This is a genomic window from Amycolatopsis australiensis, assembly GCF_900119165.1.
In the GTDB taxonomy this organism is placed as follows: Bacteria; Actinomycetota; Actinomycetes; order Mycobacteriales; family Pseudonocardiaceae; genus Amycolatopsis; species Amycolatopsis australiensis.
On the sequence record NZ_FPJG01000006.1, the window covers coordinates 6024178 to 6040212 of the forward strand.

General features: G+C 72.2%; 17 protein-coding genes. 9 read left to right on the forward strand and 8 right to left on the reverse strand.

The features are described from left to right. Positions 1–2: 2 nt before the first annotated feature. Both ligD and BT341_RS29450 read right to left on the reverse strand, forming a co-directional pair. A complete protein-coding gene (gene ligD / locus BT341_RS29445) occupies positions 3–1007 on the reverse strand; it encodes a non-homologous end-joining DNA ligase (RefSeq protein WP_072479370.1) in 1005 nt (334 codons plus the stop codon). Beyond that, positions 1004–2083, reverse strand: coding sequence for an ATP-dependent DNA ligase (locus BT341_RS29450; RefSeq protein ID WP_177328918.1), 1080 nt, complete (start codon positions 2081–2083; stop codon positions 1004–1006). Before BT341_RS29450 ends, ligD begins: the two co-directional genes overlap by 4 nt. Before the next feature lie 54 nt (positions 2084–2137). Between BT341_RS29450 and BT341_RS29455 the strand changes: the two genes are divergently transcribed. Then, complete coding sequence (locus tag BT341_RS29455; protein WP_072479371.1) at positions 2138–2644, forward strand: DinB family protein; 507 nt, start codon at positions 2138–2140, stop codon at positions 2642–2644. Continuing rightward, positions 2644–3567 carry a squalene cyclase gene (locus BT341_RS29460; RefSeq protein WP_072479372.1) on the forward strand — a complete coding sequence of 308 codons (924 nt, stop codon included), beginning with the start codon at positions 2644–2646 and terminating at the stop codon, positions 3565–3567. Before BT341_RS29455 ends, BT341_RS29460 begins: the two co-directional genes overlap by 1 nt. A 33-nt stretch (positions 3568–3600) precedes the next feature. On the opposite strand, the gene BT341_RS29465 is transcribed toward BT341_RS29460, so the two are convergent. Continuing rightward, positions 3601–4773 carry a DUF1015 family protein gene (locus BT341_RS29465; RefSeq protein ID WP_072482247.1) on the reverse strand — a complete coding sequence of 391 codons (1173 nt, stop codon included), beginning with the start codon at positions 4771–4773 and terminating at the stop codon, positions 3601–3603. A 125-nt stretch (positions 4774–4898) separates the two neighbouring features. Between BT341_RS29465 and BT341_RS29470 the strand changes: the two genes are divergently transcribed. Then, positions 4899–6416 carry an MDR family MFS transporter gene (locus BT341_RS29470; RefSeq protein WP_072479373.1) on the forward strand — a complete coding sequence of 506 codons (1518 nt, stop codon included), beginning with the start codon at positions 4899–4901 and terminating at the stop codon, positions 6414–6416. A gap of 59 nt (positions 6417–6475) precedes the next feature. Here the strand turns inward: BT341_RS29470 and BT341_RS29475 are convergent, their stop codons facing one another. Together BT341_RS29475 and BT341_RS29480 are read right to left on the reverse strand one after the other, a co-directional pair. Next, positions 6476–7357, reverse strand: a complete 882-nt coding sequence (locus BT341_RS29475) for a TIGR03854 family LLM class F420-dependent oxidoreductase (RefSeq protein WP_072479374.1) — start codon at positions 7355–7357, stop codon at positions 6476–6478. Between the two features lie 61 nt (positions 7358–7418). Further along, entirely contained in the window at positions 7419–7856 is a 438-nt protein-coding gene (locus BT341_RS29480) for a MarR family winged helix-turn-helix transcriptional regulator (RefSeq protein ID WP_072479375.1), read from the reverse strand. A gap of 73 nt (positions 7857–7929) precedes the next feature. On the opposite strand from BT341_RS29480, the gene BT341_RS29485 reads away from it, so the two are divergent. Both BT341_RS29485 and BT341_RS29490 read left to right on the forward strand, forming a co-directional pair. Continuing rightward, positions 7930–8316, forward strand: coding sequence for a DUF5313 domain-containing protein (locus BT341_RS29485; RefSeq protein ID WP_072479376.1), 387 nt, complete (start codon positions 7930–7932; stop codon positions 8314–8316). Positions 8317–8332: 16 nt separating this feature from the next. Continuing rightward, complete coding sequence (locus BT341_RS29490; protein ID WP_072479377.1) at positions 8333–9268, forward strand: RluA family pseudouridine synthase; 936 nt, start codon at positions 8333–8335, stop codon at positions 9266–9268. A gap of 20 nt (positions 9269–9288) precedes the next feature. Here the strand turns inward: BT341_RS29490 and BT341_RS29495 are convergent, their stop codons facing one another. Next, positions 9289–9867, reverse strand: coding sequence for a hypothetical protein (locus BT341_RS29495; RefSeq protein WP_072479378.1), 579 nt, complete (start codon positions 9865–9867; stop codon positions 9289–9291). A 215-nt stretch (positions 9868–10082) separates the two neighbouring features. On the opposite strand from BT341_RS29495, the gene BT341_RS29500 reads away from it, so the two are divergent. Further along, positions 10083–10658: a dihydrofolate reductase family protein gene (locus tag BT341_RS29500; RefSeq protein ID WP_072479379.1), complete on the forward strand. Its 576-nt coding sequence runs from the start codon at positions 10083–10085 to the stop codon at positions 10656–10658. 34 nt (positions 10659–10692) lie between these two features. Beyond that, entirely contained in the window at positions 10693–11316 is a 624-nt protein-coding gene (locus BT341_RS29505) for an alpha-ketoglutarate-dependent dioxygenase AlkB (protein ID WP_072479380.1), read from the forward strand. Positions 11317–11399: 83 nt separating this feature from the next. Here BT341_RS29505 and BT341_RS29510 read toward each other — a convergent pair whose 3' ends face one another. Next, positions 11400–12677 (reverse strand): cytochrome P450, encoded by a 1278-nt coding sequence (locus BT341_RS29510; RefSeq protein ID WP_072479381.1) that lies wholly within the window; start codon positions 12675–12677, stop codon positions 11400–11402. Positions 12678–12909: 232 nt separating this feature from the next. Beyond that, entirely contained in the window at positions 12910–14571 is a 1662-nt protein-coding gene (locus BT341_RS29515; RefSeq protein WP_072479382.1) for a peptide-N4-asparagine amidase, read from the reverse strand. A gap of 168 nt (positions 14572–14739) precedes the next feature. On the opposite strand from BT341_RS29515, the gene BT341_RS47410 reads away from it, so the two are divergent. Both BT341_RS47410 and BT341_RS29520 read left to right on the forward strand, forming a co-directional pair. Further along, positions 14740–14874, forward strand: coding sequence for a hypothetical protein (locus tag BT341_RS47410; protein WP_281256013.1), 135 nt, complete (start codon positions 14740–14742; stop codon positions 14872–14874). Positions 14875–15004: 130 nt separating this feature from the next. Further along, the gene (locus BT341_RS29520) at positions 15005–16000 is read left to right on the forward strand and encodes a LacI family DNA-binding transcriptional regulator (RefSeq protein WP_072479383.1); all 996 of its coding nucleotides are present in this window, start codon (positions 15005–15007) and stop codon (positions 15998–16000) included. Positions 16001–16035: the final 35 nt, after the last annotated feature.

Genomic DNA, 16035 nt, shown 5'->3' on the forward strand with positions numbered 1-16035 from the left:
GATCAGCCCTTCTTCGCCCGGCTGGGCGCCACCCGCGGCGGCTCGTTCGGCATCTTCGGGTACACCGGCGGCCAAGGCGCGTCCATCAGCCCATTCGCCATGTCGACCTCGGACATCTCCAGCAGCGGCTCGATCGACTGCGGCCGCTCCCCCGCCCCGGCCCACGGGTCGCCCCGCTCGGCGACTCTCGACGGCACCGTGCTCAACGTGAACGTGTCCGGCTCCACCGTGTCCAGCTCGTCCCAGGCGATCGGCGTCGACACCTGGCCGCCCACCCTGGGGCGCACGCACCACGCCCCGAACACCGTCTTGTGCGGCGCGTTCTGGTTGAAGTCGACGAACACGCGCGAGCCGCGTTCCTCCTTCCACCACTGCGCCGTGATCTTCGCCGGGTGCCGCCGCTCCAGCGCCCGCGCCAGCGCGACCGCCGCCGCGCGCACCTGGAAGCTGTCCCAGCGCGGTTCCAGCAGCACGTACAGGTGCAGCCCTCGCGAGCCCGACGTCTTCACGTGCCCCTCGATCCCGTGCCCCGCCAGGAACTCCCGGGTCAGCAGCGCCGCCTCGCGCAGCTGGTCGAAGCGCACCCCGGGCGACGGGTCGAGGTCGACCCGCAGCTCGTCGGTGACCTCCGGCGCGTCGGCCCGGTACGGCCAGACGTGGAAGCCGAGACAGCCGAGGTTCACCGCCCACAGGATGTGCGCCAGGTCCTTCGCCACCAGCGCGTCGCTCGTCGTGCCGTTCGGCGTCGAGACGACCGTGGTGGCCAGCCACGGCGGCGCGCCCTTCGGCACGCGCTTCTGGAACCAGCTCTTGCCGCCCGCGCCGTCCGGGTAGCGCTCCAGCAGCAGCGGGCGCCCGCCGAGCCGGGCCAGCAACGGCCCGGACACCGCCCGGTAGTACTCGACGAGGTCCAGCTTCGTCTCGCCGCGCTCGGGGAAGTACACCTTGGCCGGGCTGGTGATCTTGACCTCGACGCCGTCGACGTCGAGCAGGACCGGCTCGCTCATCGAGCCTCCCCGAACAGTTTCGCCAGCTCGGCGGGCGGTGCCTCGTCGAGCTGGGCGTACGTGCACGACTCCGGCGTGCGGTCGGGCCGGAACCGCACCAGCCGCCCGCCGTGCCGGAACCGGCCGCCCTGCAGGTGCTCGTAGCGGACCTCCGCCACCCGTTCGATGCGCAGCGGCTCCCAGGCCAGGTCCTTCTGCGGCGCCCACCGGCTCATCGCGCCCGGCTTGCGGCCCGGGTCGGGCTCGTACTCGGCCCAGGTACGCCACGGGTGGCCCTCGAGCGCGTTCTCGCGCAGCGGCGCCAGCTCCTCGACCAGCTCGGCACGGCGCTTCTTGGTGAAACTGCTGGCCACGCCGACGTGGTGCAGCACGCCCTCGTCGTCGTACAGGCCCAGCAGCAGCGAGCCGATGCCCTCGCCGTCCTTGTGCCGGCGGAACCCGGCGACGACGCAGTCGGCCGTGCGCTCGTGCTTGACCTTCCACATGACCCGCTTGTCCTGCTCGTACGGCAGGTCGGCGGGTTTGGCCATGACGCCGTCGAAGCCCGCGCCCTCGAACCGGGTGAACCAGTCCTCGGCCTGGGCCGGGTCGTCGCTCAGCGGGGTCAGGTGCACGCGCTGCAGGCCGTGGGCGTCGGTGCGCAGGATGGCCTCGAGCTGCTTGCGCCGCTCGCGGAACGGCTCGCCGGTGAGGTCGGTGTCGCCGAGCGCGAGCAGGTCGAAGGCGACGAAGCTCGCCGGCGTCTCCTCCGCGAGCTTGCGCACCCGCGACGCGGCCGGGTGCAGCCGCAGCTGGAGCGCCTCGAAGTCCAGGCCCGCGGGCGTGGCCAGCACGATCTCGCCGTCGACGACGCAGCGGGGCGGCAGCGCGGCGGCCAGCAGCTCGACCAGCTCCGGGAAGTAGCGGGTCAGCGGCCGGTCGTTGCGCGAACCCAGCTCGATGTCGTCGCCGTCGCGGAACACGACGCAGCGGAAGCCGTCCCACTTGGGCTCGTACAGCAGCCCCGGCTCGTGCGGGACGGCGTGCACGGCCTTGGCGAGCATCGGCCGCACCGGCGGCATGACGGGCAAGTCCACCGCGCGAGCTTAAAACACGGGTACGACAGTTCCGGGCGTGATAGACACTGTCCGGTGACCACAGAACGACCCGAACCGCCCCTGGTCGGGGGCGAGCGCGAGATGCTGCGCACGTTCCTCGACTTCCACCGCGCCACGCTCGCCATGAAGTGCGACGGACTGTCCGACGAGGACCTCCGCCGGGCGTCGAGCCCGCCGTCCACGCTCTCCCTGCTCGGCCTCGTCCGGCACATGGCCGAGGTGGAGCGCACCTGGTTCCGGCGGGTGATCAACGCCGAGGACATCCCGCTGGTGTGGTCGGCCGAAGGCGATTTCCAGGCGGCGTACGACGCGAGCTCGTCGACCCGCGCGGAGGCGTTCGCGGCGTGGCATGCCGAAGTGGAGCAGTCGCGCAAGATCGAGGAGGCGGCCGAGTCCCTGGACGTCGTCGGCCACCAGGCGCGCTGGGGCGAGGACGTCTCGCTGCGGCTGGTGATGCTGCACATGATCCACGAGTACGCCCGGCACAACGGCCACGCCGACTTCCTGCGCGAGGCCATCGACGGCGTCACGGGAGCCTGATGGACCTGCTCGCCTGGTTGCGCGACTCCGATCCGGCCCTGCGCTGGCAGGTGGAGCGCGACCTGGCGGGCGAACCGCCGGCGGTCTGGGAAGCGACGCGGGCGCGGATCGCGTCGGAAGGGTTCGGCGCGCGGCTGCTGGCGCTGCAGGACCCGGACGGCCAGTGGGCGGGCGGCGCGTTCTTCCCGGCCGGCTTCCGCGGCGGCGAGCCCCAGCCCTGGACGGCGACGACGTGGACGTTGAACACGCTGCGCGAATGGGGCCTGGACGCCGGCGCCCTGAGCGGGACCGCGGAGCTGCTGGCGCAGAACAGCCGCTGGGAGTACGGGAACCTGCCGTACTGGGGCGGCGAGGTCGACTGCTGCATCAACGCCTGGACCCTGGCCAACGGCGTGTGGCTGGGCGCGGACGTCGCCGGGATCGCGTCGTGGTTCGCCGAGCACCGCCTGCCGGACGGCGGCTGGAACTGCGAGTGGGTGTCGGGGTCGGCGCGTTCGTCGGTCCACTCGACGCTCAACGCGGTGAAGGGCCTGCTCGCCTTCGAGACGGCGACGGGTGGGACGCCGTCTGCACGCGCGGCCCGGCTCGCCGGCGAGGAGTACCTGCTGGAGCGCGGCCTGTTCCGGCGGCGGTCGACGGGCGAGCCGATCGCGCCGTGGGTGACGGAGTTCGGCTACCCGTTCCGCTGGCGCTACGACGTGCTCAACGCGGCCTCGTACTTCCGCGACGCGGACCGGCCGGACGAGCGGATGGCGGAGGCGGTGGCCCTGATCCGCGCGGCGCGGCAGCCGGACGGCACCTGGCTGCAGGCGCGCACCGAACGCGGCCGGGTGTGGTTCGAGGTCGACGTCCCGGCCGGGCAGCCGTCCAAGTGGCTGACGCTGTTCGCCGCGCGGGTGCTGGACTGGTGGGACGCGCGCTGACGCCCGCCCGCGAGCACCGGCGTGCCGCGAACGTCACCGGCCGCGCTCCAGCTCCGCCAGCACCAGCCCGCTGCGCGGCTTCGGCGTGAAATACGTGGCCTTCCGCGGCATCCGCCGCCCGGCCGCGTGCACCGCCAGCACGTCCGCGTACCGCACCGGGGCCAGCAGCACCACCGCGTCCGCGTCCGGCGGCACCGGGCGGCCCGCCGGGAGCGGCCGCACGCACGGGCCGTCCGGGTTCACGCCCAGCGCGTCGTCGAACAGGATCCGCTCGACGATTTCGTGGTCGATCACCGGTTCCGTCCCGCGCGGCTTCGGCAGCCGGACCCGCAGCACCGCCGGGCCCGCGCGGACCACCGCCTCTCCCGTCACCGGGACCGCGTGCTCGTCGTACCGGACGTCCAGCCCCGCCGCGCACCAGCGCGACACGAGGTCCTCCGGGCCGAGGCCGGTGCCCGTCAGCACCCGGTGGATCGCGCCGATCCGCAGCTGCGGGCCCGCCGTCACCAGCGCCAGCAGCGCGCCGTGCCCCGCCGCCGCGGCCGCGGCCACCCGGTGGTTGCCGTCGGCGACCAGCAGGTCCGCGGCCGCGACCGCGGCCAGCAGCCGGTTCTGCAGCGGGCCGGCGGGCACCACCCACAGCTCGTGCCGCCGCCCGGCCGCGTCCGAAGTGGACAGATCGGGCAGGCCGAGGCCGGCGCAGGCCCGTTCGACCTGCTCGGTCAGCAGGTCGCCGCCGGTGGCCGGGACGAGCATCGCCGCGCTCGTCGCGCAGCCCAGCCCGGCCAGCACCGCGGCGCGCTCGGCCACGACGTCGGCGTAGACGTCCTCGGTGTGCCGGACCCGCGCGGCGCCGTCGTCGGTCACCGCCGCCGGGTCGACCAGGCACAGCAGGCCCAGCGCCACACCGTCCGGGCCCTCGATCCGGTACGGCGCGACGATCTCGCGCACCGGCCGGTAGAACCGCCTGCGGAGCCGGTCGAGCACCGCCCGGGCGGCCGGGACCGCCGACGCCAGGTCGAGCCCGCGCGCCAGCGCCGCGGGCGTGCGGGCCGGGTGCTGCACGGCCAGGAGGCTGTCGGCGGCACCGGGCGCGGCCAGCGCGGCCACCACGCGGTCGGGTTCGGCGAATTCGTCGACGTCGGGGCCGGGCACCGCGTCGCGGACCACCCAGCCCCGCCCGATCGGCCGGATCCAGTCGCTCATCCTGCCCATCTTGCGGGATGACCGCTGTGACGGAAATTCGCTGGGGTGCGGCGGGCCCGGATGGAATGCTTAGGGCAGCAAAGTAGTTGACCCCGGTCATGACCGCCCCGAGGAGCACGCCGCCGATGACGACCACCGCCGCCACCAGCGTGAAAGGGGTCGGCTTCCGATCGGACCGCGGACCGGTGCTGATCGCGGTTATGCTCAGCACCGCGCTCGTCGCGCTGGACAGCACGATCATCGCGACCGCCGTCCCGTCGGTGGTGCGCGACCTCGGCGGGTTCTCGCAGTTCCCGTGGCTGTTCTCGATCTACCTGCTGACGCAGGCGGTCACCGTCCCGCTCTACGGCAAGTTCGCCGACGTGCTCGGCCGCCGTCCGGTGATGTTCTTCGGGATCGCGGCCTTCCTCGTCGGCTCGGTGCTGTGCGGCGCCGCGTGGAGCATGCCGGTGCTGATCGCGGCGCGGGCGGTGCAGGGCATCGGTGCGGGCGCGATCCAGCCGATGTCGATGACGGTGATCGGCGACCTGTACACGGTGGAGGAACGCGCGCGCGTGCAGGGCTACGTCGCGAGCGTGTGGGGCATGGCCTCGGTGGTCGGCCCGACGCTCGGCGGCGTGTTCGCCGAGTACCTGGACTGGCGGTGGATCTTCTTCATCAACCTGCCGCTCGGCGCGATCGCCGCGCTGATGCTGCACCGGAACTTCGCCGAAAAGGTGGAACGCAAGGTCCACAAGGTCGACTACACGGGCGCGGCGCTGCTGACGGTCGGCTGCTCGCTGGTGATCCTCGGCCTGCTCGAAGGCGGCGTCGCGTGGGCGTGGGGCTCGCTGCCGAGCGTGGCGATCTTCGCGGCCGGCGCGGTGCTGCTGGTGGCGTTCGTGCTGGCGGAGAAGCGCGCCGCCGAGCCGGTGCTGCCGCTGTGGGTGTTCACCCGCCGGATCCTGGTCGGCGGCAACCTGCTGGCGGTGGTGGTCGGCGCGGTCCTGATGGGGCTGACGTCGTACCTGCCGACGTACGCGCAGGGTGTCCTCGGCGCGGGCGCGCTGGTGGCCGGGTTCGCGGTGGCGGCGCTGACGGTCGGCTGGCCGATCGCGGCGTCCCTGGCCGGCAAGATCTACCTGCGCATCGGCTTCCGCGACACGGCGCTGATCGGCAGCGTGTTCGTCATCGCGGGCGGCGCGCTGGTGGCGATGCTGGGCGCGACGTCGACGATCTGGGCGGCGGCGGCCGCGGCGTTCGTCCTGGGGGTCGGGCTGGGCCTGACGTCGAGCCCGACGCTGGTGGCGGTCCAGTCGGTGGTGGGCTGGGACCGCCGTGGCGTGGTGACGGCGACGAACCTGTTCAGCAGGTCACTGGGCAGCGCGGTGGGCGCGGCGGTCTTCGGCGCGATCGCCAACGCGACGCTGGCCTCGCGCTTCGCGAGCCCGCCGGCGGAGGTGGCGGGCAAGCTGCCGCCCTCGGTGGACGCGACGAGCCTGGTGCTGGACGGTCACCCGGACAACTCCCCGGTGGCGGCGTTCGTCCGGAGCGCACTGGCGGAGGCGACGCATTACGTGTTCGTCGGGCTGCTCGTCGTGGCGGCTGTGTCGGTGGTTGCCCTGCTGCTCATGCCGCGGAAGACCGAGCAGCTGGAGTTCTAGGCTCGCGTGGCCGTACTGCCCGGCGCCAGGAGCCGGACGGCCACGCTGCGGCAGCGAACTCAGTTCTGCAGCGGCACCAGCTCGGCCTGGAACTTCTCCAGGAACGCGTCGAAGTCACCGTGCCCCGGCCGGATGACGAACTTCGACAGGCCCGCCTCGATGTGCTGCTCCACCAGCCTCCGCGCCTCCGGCCAGCTCGTCGCCACCAGGTCCGCCAGCGGCACCCCCGGCCGCCTGCGGGCCGCCGTCTCCGCCAGCTCGGGCGGGATTCCCTTGTCCGCCACCAGCAGGCTCAACCCGAAGTGGTCCTCCTCGATCTCCCGGCCCGCCTCCGCTGCCGCCCGCTGGATGGCGATGCGTGCCTGCCGGGCCTGGGACGGGGTGTGGAAGCTGCCCAGCCAGCCGTCCGCCAGGCGGCCCGTCCGGCGCAACGCCGCCGGGGCCGACCCGCCCAGCCAGACGTCCAGGCGCTTCGCCGGGCGCGGTCCCAGCGACACGTCCGACACCTGGAAGAACTCGCCGTCGAACGACACCGAGTCCTCCTCCAGCAGACGGCGCAGCAACGCCAGTGACTCGTCGAAGACCGCCGCGCGGCGGCCCGGCGGGACCGGGAACAGGTCGTGCTCCGCCTGGCGGGCCGGGCGGAGGCCGAACACCGGCAGCACCCGCTTCGGTGCCAGGCCGGCCAGCGTCAGCAGCTGCTTGGCCACCAGCACCGGGTGACGGCCGGGCAGGATCGCGACGCCCGTGCCGACCTTGAGCTTCGCCGTCCTCGCCAGCGCGTGCGCCATGCCGATCATCGGGTCGACCTCCGGCGAGTAGACCAGCTCGGACAGCCACAGCGAGTCGACACCGGCTTCCTCGAGCCGTTCCGCCAGCCCGGCGAACCCCGCCGGCCCGGTCCCCGTCGCCGGCGCGACGCCCAGCCTGATCTTCAGCACAGTGGCCCCCTTGCGAGTCGGTCCCCCTCCGACCACAACGCGCCGGGCGCGGCGGCATTCCTCAGGCGGTCGCGTCGATGACCCGGGTCAGCACGGCGTGCAGCGCCTCCAGCTCGGCGACGTCCATCCCGAGCGTCTGCACCACGCGGTACGGGATCTTCTCGGCCTCGGCCCGCAGCGCGCGGCCCTTCTCCGTCAGCTCGACCGTCAGCCGGCGCTCGTCCGACCGGCTGCGCGTGCGCGTGACGTACCCGAGCGCCTCGAGCCGCTTGAGCAGCGGGGAAAGCGTCGCCGGCTCGTGCCGCAACGTCGTGCCGAGGTCCTTCACCGACCGGGGCGACTTCTCCCACAGCGCCAGCATCACCAGGTACTGCGGGTGGGTGAGCCCGTGCGGCTCCAGCAGCGGCCGGTAGATGCCGATGACGCTGCGCGAAGCCACCGAAAGCGCGAAGCACACCTGCCGGTCCAGCTTCAGCGGGTCCTCGCCGAGGTCGATCATGTCGCGATCCTAACACTAAAGATTAGTGTCCTAATCATTAGTGTAATCTCGAATCTCGAGTGAAGGAGGACGCATGGAACGCCCCGGTCTCCTGCGCTGGTTCGGCTATGCCGTCGGCGTGAAGCTGCCGAGCCGCTACGCGGACTGGGCGCTGCACGACGCGACGTCGAAGCACTGGCGCGCCCGGTACGTGCTCCAGCGGTCGGTCGGCATCGTGCCGCTGTGCGCCGTGTGGCTGCTGCTGCCCGGCTCGATCTGGCTGCGCCTGTCGCTGGTCCTCATGGCGGCGCTCGTCGCGTACTTCTACTCCTGCGCGTACATGGAAGAGAGCGTCGAACACCGGCTCGGCCGCCAGGGCTTCCCGCACAACACCGGGCGCCGCATCCGGGCGGCGGCGGCCGAGGCGAAGAACGCCGAGGTCACCGCCCGCTACCTCGCGCGCTACCGGACCGGCGATTAGCTACAGTCGGGAGACGATGAGACGCAAGCTCCGGCCACCGATCCCGCCTCGCCACGGGCTGGAGCCCGCCCGGCTGAAACTGCCCGACGGCGAGTGGCCGACCCTGCTGGCGCACCTCGTCGACCGGTTGCCGCGGGTGACGCCCGGCCGCATCGAGCAGATGCTGCGCGAGGAGCGCATCCACGGCACCGACGGCCCGCTCGGCGTCGACACGCCCTACGCACCCGGCTCGTTCATCTGGTTCCACCGCGACCTGCCGGACGAGGTCCCGGTGCCGTTCGCGATCCGGGTCGTGCACCGCGACGAGCACCTGCTGGTCGCCGACAAGCCGCACTTCCTCGCGACCATCCCCCGCGGGCAGCACATCCTGGAGACGGCGCTCGTCCGGCTGCGGCGCGAGCTCGGCCTGCCGCACCTGTCCCCCGCGCACCGGCTGGACCGGGTCACCGCCGGGCTGGTGATGTTCGTGATCACCCCGGAGCTGCGCGGCAAGTACCAGACGCTGTTCCGCGACCGGCGGGTGCACAAGGAGTACGAGGCGATCGCGCCGTACGACCCGGCGCTCGACCTGCCGCGGACTTTGCGCAGCCGGATCGTCAAGGAACGCGGTGTGCTGGCCGCCCGCGAGGTCCCGGGCGAGCCGAACGCCGAAACCCGCGTCGAGCTGCTCGAACACCGCGCCGGGCTGGGCCGGTACCGGCTGGTGCCCGCGACCGGCCGGACGCACCAGCTGCGCGTGCACCTCAGCGGCCTCGGCATCCCCATCCTCGGCGACGACTTCTACCCCGAGCTGCGGGAGAAGCCGCTCGGCGACTTCACGAAGCCGTTGCAGCTGCTGGCCAAGGTCCTCGAGTTCGACGACCCGGTCACCGGGACCCACCGCCGGTTCACCAGCGGGCTGCGGCTGGCCGCCTGGGACGACCCCGTGGCGTGGGCGGCGTCCCCGGCGTGACCCCGGGGACGCCGCGCGCGTCACTTGTGCCAGAACTCGATGCCGCTCCACTCCACCGTGATCGGCCCCGCGCCGCTCGCGGTGCGGTAGCTGCCGAACTTGTCGTAGTAGCTGCCGCCCGGGCTGGCGACCGAGTCCTTCAGCGAGCCGTTGATGTACACCCTGTGCGTGCCGCCGACCTGGTTGATCGTGTTCACCCGCACGCTCGTGCCCACGGTCGCGCCGGTCGCGATCGTCTCGCCGCCGTGCACCGCGTAGAGCCGGCCGCCCTTCTCGACCGCCAGCAGGAAGAACGGCCCCGCGTCCGAGCCGTCCCGGAACGTCTGCTTCAGGCTGATCCGGCTGCCACCCATGCTGGTGATCTTGAACGAGCCCTCGAACTGGTGGGTGCCGCCGGTGTAGGTGTCGTACCGGCGTTCGGCCCGTTGCTCCCCGCTCGACGACGAGCACGTGAGCCGGAAGGTGAGGCCGGAGACCTGACCGCACCCCTTCTGCTGCGTCTTGTAGCCCGGCGAGTCCGGGATCCACGGACCGCTCCCGACCTGGGCTTCGGCGACCGGGGTGAGCACCGCGAGCCCCGTCGCGACCGCCGCGAGCACGCCCGCACCGCGAAGTCTGCGCACCGTCCAACCTCCTGTACTCCTCGAGGCGGCGGTGACCGGAAGGTCCAGACCTCTGTCCGGCGTGGGGATGACTGTACGAGTCCGGGCGGCTACGGACAAGTGCGCCGCAAAATTTCCCGGGAGCTGTCTGATCGGGGCCTCGCCGTTCGACAGATTCGTGTAAGCACGCAGCAACCACGGAGGAGCACCCCATGCGCACCCTGATCGCCACCGCCTTCGTCTCGCTGGACGGCGTCGTCGAAGCCCCCGGCGGGGAACCGGGCTACCGCAACGCCGGCTGGACGTTCAAGGACATCGAGTTCGATCCCGCCGCGTACGAGATCAAGGGCCGTGAGCAGCAGGAATCCGCGGCGATGCTGATGGGCCGGGTCAGCTACGAGGTGTTCGCGCCGGTGTGGCCGGGGATGACCGAGGAGTTCGCCGGCTACAACGCCATGCCGAAGTACGTCGTGTCGACGACGCTGGCCGAGGGGGACCTCGTGACCGACTGGGGCGAAATCACCGTCCTGCGGTCCCTCGACGACGTCGCCGCGCTCAAGGAGACCGACGGCGGCCCGATCATCGTCCACGGCAGCGCCACCCTGAACCGCGCACTGGCCGACGCCGGCCTGATCGACCGCTACCACCTGCTCGTCTTCCCGGTCCTGCTCGGCGCGGGCAAGCGGCTGTTCAGCGACGCGGACAAGGACAAGCAGCTGCTGAAGGTCGTCGAGAGCGAGACGTACTCCAACGGCATCCAGAAGCTCGTCTACGACGTGATTCACTAGAACAGGTGTTCGATCTTGGTGTAGACTGGGCCCCATGAACCCGGGTCTCCAGTCTTCGCTGTTCGGCACTCAGGGCTCGATCGCGCTGCGGCCGCTCGCGCCCGAGCGCACCGACCTGGGCTCGGGCGCGTGGGTCGACATCCAGCCCGGCTGGCTCGAGGGCGCCGACGAGCTGTTCGCGACGCTGGCCGAAGGCGTGCCGTGGCAGGCGGAGAAGCGGAAGATGTACGACCGCGTCGTCGCCGTGCCACGGCTGCTGAGCTACTACCGCGAGAACGTGCCGCTCCCCCATCCCGTGCTGGCCGCGGCCCGGGATGCGCTGAGCAAGCACTACTTGCGGGAGCTGCGGGAACCGTTCCGGACGGCCGGATTGTGCTACTACCGCGACGGCCGGGACAGCGTGGCTTGGCATGGTGATCGGATCGGGCGTGGGGCTCGTGAAGACACCATGGTCGCGATTCTGTCCGTGGGGGCGGCTCGGACGCTGGCGTTGCGTCCCCGGGGTGGCGGGAAGACCCTTGCCCGGCCCTTGGGGCATGGTGATCTGCTCGTCATGGGTGGTAGCTGTCAGCGGACTTGGGAGCACTCGGTTCCCAAGACTGCCAAGGCGGTCGGACCTCGGATCAGTGTTCAGTTCCGGCCTCGTGGGGTGAACTGATCGATCCGGGGCCCCGGGGGAATGCGGGATGGGATATCGGGGGTGGGTGCCGGTCCCGGAGGTCAAGCGCGGGAGCCGCTCGGTCAGTTCACCAGGACCGGGAGTTCGTCCAGGCCGTACACGATGGACACCTTGCGGAATGACAGCTTCTCCGGGGGTACCGCCAGGCGCAGGTTCGGGAAGCGGCTCACCAGTGCCGGGTAGGCCGTGCGCAGCTCCATTCTTGCCAGCTCTGCGCCGATGCAGCGGTGGATTCCGTAGCTGAACGCCAGGTGGGATGTCGGCTCGCGCGTTGCGTCGAACTTGTCCATCTCCCTGCCCAGCTTGGGGTCGCGGTCCGCTGCCGACAGCGACACCAGGACGATGTCGCCCTCCGCTATGTGTACTCCGCCTATCTCCATGTCCTCCTTGGCGAACCGCGGGAACGCCATCTGCACCACCGTCAGGTACCGCAGCAGCTCCTCGACGAAGCGGTGCACCGATTCCGCGTCGCCGCGGACCGCCTCCATCGCCTTCTCGTCGCGCAGCAGCACCAGCGCTCCCAGCGCCAGCATGCTCGCCGTCGTCTCCAGGCCTCCCGTCAGCACGCCGTCCGCCAGGCCCGCCAGCTCACGGTCGTCGATCTCGTCGCCGTGCTCCTTGATCAGCATGCCCAGCAGGCCGTCGCCCGGCTGCTCGCGCTGCTTCTTGACGATGTCCAGCAGGTACGTCAGCGACTCCGACATCGCCCCGAGCGACGCGCCCGCGCCGCCGAACAGGTCGAACCTCGCCGTGCTCAGCCGCTGGAAGTCCGCGCGGTCCTCGTACGAGACCCCCAGCAGCTCGCAGATCGTCAGCGACGGGATCGGCAGCGCGAACGCCTGCCACAGGTCGACCGGCCCCTCCGTCTTCGCCATCGCGTCCAGCTGCTCGGTGACGATCTCCTCGATGCGCGGCGTCAGCCTGCTCAGCCGGCGCATCGTGAACTCCGGCGTCAGCAGCTTGCGCAGCCGGGTGTGCACCGGCGGGTCCGCGAAGCCGAGGCCGCCCGGGTTCTGGTCGGCCGTCACGCCCGCGTTGCCCACCAGGTTGCCGAAGTCGCTGGAAAACCCGCTCGCCCGGCCCAGCACGGCCTTCGCCTCGTCGTACCCGGTGACCAGCCACGCGTTCATCCCGAACGGCAGATCGAGCTTGCCGATCGGCGCCTCGGCCCGGCGCGCGGCCATCTCCGGCACGGGGTCGAGACCGTCCCGCTTCAGCGGCAGCAGCGCCGATTCCGGCAGGATCGACGACATCTTCTCGAGGTCGAAGCCCTTTTTCGACTGCCGCGCGAGATACCGGCGGCCGACCCAGCCCAGGACCCGTGAGCGGAGACTCCCCATGCGTCCGACACTACCGCACTAGCCCGATCGGGTGAGGCACCCGAGACCGGACTCACCTCGCCGGGTCTGCGCGACGAAAAGTGGCGTGGGTCGTCGGACACCCGACGGTCGTCGAGGACGACGGGCGCCCATGCGTCCGGCTCGGAGCGAGGGCGAGGAAGGCCGCGATCCCGCGGGAACCCGGCTCGCCCCCACCGCCGAGCGCTGCCGCGGGCCGCGGTGTTCCGGCGCGTCACCTCCGCGGCGGGAACTCCCGGTTCTCCGTGATCCGCCCGTGCTCGGTCGCGACGTAGTGGAAGTACGGCCGGCCCAGGTCGTCCGGGCCGGCGAACGACGTGCGCGAGCTGCCGTCGGCTTCCGTGTTGATCCCGTTCGTCCGGGCCAGCACGCCCGACGACGTCAGCCACTCCCGCGACGCGCGGGCCGGGCGCCAGTTCCGGCCGTCGCCGGTCAGGTCGCCGAGGATCCGCGTCATCTCCACCGCGCCCGAGATGCGCAGGTTCTGGTCGTCGGTGATGTTCGCGGTGGCGTCGGTCGTCAGCGGGTAGGACCACGTGTGCCGGGCGGCCGTCCGGACCCTTCCCTCCACAGTGGACACCGATGTCTGCTGTCCCGCGTCGCCTTGGACCACGTGCTGGGTGAAGCCGCCGCCGATGACGTCGTCGCTGTTGCGGTAGTCGCGGGTCCGCTCGACGCGCGTGAAGACGCGGCCGGCCGACGTGTCGACGTAGCCTGCCGTGACGTCGTCGCGCTTCGCCGTGACAGTGACGTTCACGCCGCCCTCGATGTCCTTCACCGTCGTCTGCCGCGCCGGCGCCGCGGCGACGTCGTCCTGGGTCAGGGCGCCGGACGTGCGGGCCGCGTTTTCGTCGGTGTGCAGCAGCAGGGTCGGCACGACGGTGAACTCGCCGCCGATGTCCGGGAAGGAGAAGGAAATGTCGTGCGCGCCGCCGTCCACGAGCCGGCCCGCGAACGGCGTGACGTCGTAGGTTTCGGCCTGCAGGCTGAACGTGCCGATCGCGACGACCGGCCGCCACAGCTGCGGCACGATCCCGCCGGAGTAGATGTGCGGGAAGGTGAACGCGCTGCCCGCGGGTGTCCCGTCGATGGCGAAGTTCGCTTCGCGGTAAGGGCCCTTGCCGCACAGCCCGGCCGCCGGGTACTTCGCCGAGACCTCGTCGGGCACGTCGTCGAACCACTGCTCGTCGCAGGCGTGGCCTTCGAGGGTGACCTCGAGGTAGGCGCGGGTGATGTTGCGCGGCAGGTCTTTCGCGGTGAAGTGCACCGTGGGCGCCGCCGGGGTCGCGTCGGCGTGCCCGAAGCCGGCGACGTGGCCGGCGGTTTCGGGCGCCGGGTGCCGCCGGTCGGCCTGGTAGTAGGTCAGCGTCACGGTCTGGGTGTAGACGCCGGTGTAGACCGGCGAGTTGTAGTTCTCGATGCCGCCGTGGAACGGCTGCGGCGTGCGCAGCAACGCGGTGTAGGGGGTGAGGTCCTTGTCGAAGTGGTAGGTGATCGGGCGCGTGCCCTCGCCGCTGGGCTCCTCGGTGGTGCCCCACCAGACCTCGGTGCCGCCGATGCGCAGGTCGCCGATCCGGTCGTACTGGCGGCCGCCCACCGTCACGGTCTGGTCCATGACGACCTTCGCCCACGGGCCCGGGCAGGCCTCCGGCGGCGCCAGCGTGCCCTCGTAGAACCGCGGTGTGCCGTCGGGCGCGTTCGAGCGGAAGGCGTCGGCCAGCGTGACGCTGCAGTGCGGGGTGTCCGGCCGGGTCACCGCCGGCGCGGCGGTCACCGGGTCGTCGGTGTCGTGTTCGAGCACGGGATCGGCCGCGGCCACCGCCCCGGAGAGCAGCCACGCCAGCACCAGCGACACGACGAGCGTGAAGATCCGCACCCGGACTCCTCCCAGCGGCAGGCACACTGCCGCGAAGCCTAGTGCCGCGATCATCCGACGAACGGCGGGAATCCGGGGCTTCCGTCTCGGCACGGGGCACTCCGGCCGAACCTGCTCGCGACCCACGGCCGCCACAGCGGCTCGCGGCCGGCCGGGCGGAACCCGGCGGTGGCGCGGCCGGAGCTGACGCCGGTCGCCCCGATCGACGACGCCGGCCTGGCGGCGGCCCGCCAGCCCGGCGTCCGCCGGCGCCGGGCGCGGTCGACGACGCCGCTCCCACCGCGGAGCAAGGAGCGGCGCTGACCGCGTTCCCGCCGCGCCGGATCATGACGGTCACCGGATGCGGCGCATCGGCACCACGCCCGCGCAAGCCCCCGCACTGAAACGTTTCATACCCGTGGTAGGCTCACCCCCTTCTCAGCGAGGGGGTGCGGTGGTCGGCATCAAGGACGTCGCGAAGCGGGCGGGCGTCTCGATCGGCACGGTGTCCAATGTGGTCAACCGGCCGCACGTCGTCGCGGCGGCCACCCGGAACCGGGTGCTGTCGGTGATCGAAGAGCTCGGCTACGTCCGCGACGAGTCGGCGCGGCAGCTGCGGGCCGGCCGCAGCCGGATCATGGGCCTGCTGGTGCTCGACCTCGGCAACCCGTTCTTCGTCGACGTCGCCCGCGGCGCCGAGCAGGCCGCGCACGCCGAGGGCCTCAACATCATCACCTGCAACAGCGGGCAGCGCTCCGACCTCGAGGCCTCCTACCTGGCGATGTTCGCCGAACAGCGGGTCCGCGGCGTGCTGCTGAGCCCGGTGTCGACGTCCGGCGAGGCCCTGCGCGCCTTCCGCCGCAGCGGGACGCCGTACGTCTTCGTCGACCGCAAGGCACCCACGTCCGAGGCGAGCTCGGTCGCGGTGGACGACGTCGCGGGCGGCGCCCTCGCGGCCCGGCACCTCCTCGAAACCGGCCACCGGCACATCGCGTTCGTCAACGGCCCGGCGATCCTCGCCCAGTGCCGCGACCGCGAACAGGGCCTGCGCACGGCACTGGCAGGCTCGGCGGTGGAGCTGACGGTGCTGGAGGCGATCGGCCTCGACGTCGCCTCCGGCCGCGACGCCGGCGCGCGCCTGCTCGGCACGATCCCCCGCCCGACGGCGGTGTTCTGTGCGAACGACCTCCTGGCCCTGGGGGTGCTGCAGGCCATGGTCGGCGCGGGCGTGCGCGTCCCGGACGAGATGGCGATCGTCGGGTACGACGACATCGAGTTCGCCGGCGCCGCGGCGGTCCCGCTGACCTCGGTGCGCCAGCCGGCCCAGCGCCTCGGCCGCACGGCGGCGGAGCTGCTGCTGGCCGAAACCGGCGACACGGCGGCCGAGCGCCAGGCCGTGGTCTTCACCCCGGAGCTGGTCGTCCGCGAGTCGACCCGCGTCCGCCGCTAAACCGGTTGGGCCGCGCGCGGCTTTTCGGCAGACTG

Excerpts from the sequence above, each read along its gene's own strand:
- BT341_RS29510 (WP_072479381.1), bottom strand. The coding sequence starts at position 12,677 with ATGGGGAGTCTCCGCTCACGGGTCCTGGGCTGGGTCGGCCGCCGGTAT.
- BT341_RS29470 (WP_072479373.1), top strand. The coding sequence starts at position 4,899 with ATGACGACCACCGCCGCCACCAGCGTGAAAGGGGTCGGCTTCCGATCG.
- ligD (WP_072479370.1), bottom strand. The coding sequence starts at position 1,007 with ATGAGCGAGCCGGTCCTGCTCGACGTCGACGGCGTCGAGGTCAAGATC.
- BT341_RS29505 (WP_072479380.1), top strand. The coding sequence starts at position 10,693 with ATGAACCCGGGTCTCCAGTCTTCGCTGTTCGGCACTCAGGGCTCGATC.
- BT341_RS29500 (WP_072479379.1), top strand. The coding sequence starts at position 10,083 with ATGCGCACCCTGATCGCCACCGCCTTCGTCTCGCTGGACGGCGTCGTC.
- BT341_RS29485 (WP_072479376.1), top strand. The coding sequence starts at position 7,930 with ATGGAACGCCCCGGTCTCCTGCGCTGGTTCGGCTATGCCGTCGGCGTG.
- BT341_RS29480 (WP_072479375.1), bottom strand. The coding sequence starts at position 7,856 with ATGATCGACCTCGGCGAGGACCCGCTGAAGCTGGACCGGCAGGTGTGC.
- BT341_RS29460 (WP_072479372.1), top strand. The coding sequence starts at position 2,644 with ATGGACCTGCTCGCCTGGTTGCGCGACTCCGATCCGGCCCTGCGCTGG.
- BT341_RS29465 (WP_072482247.1), bottom strand. The coding sequence starts at position 4,773 with ATGAGCGACTGGATCCGGCCGATCGGGCGGGGCTGGGTGGTCCGCGAC.
- BT341_RS29490 (WP_072479377.1), top strand. The coding sequence starts at position 8,333 with ATGAGACGCAAGCTCCGGCCACCGATCCCGCCTCGCCACGGGCTGGAG.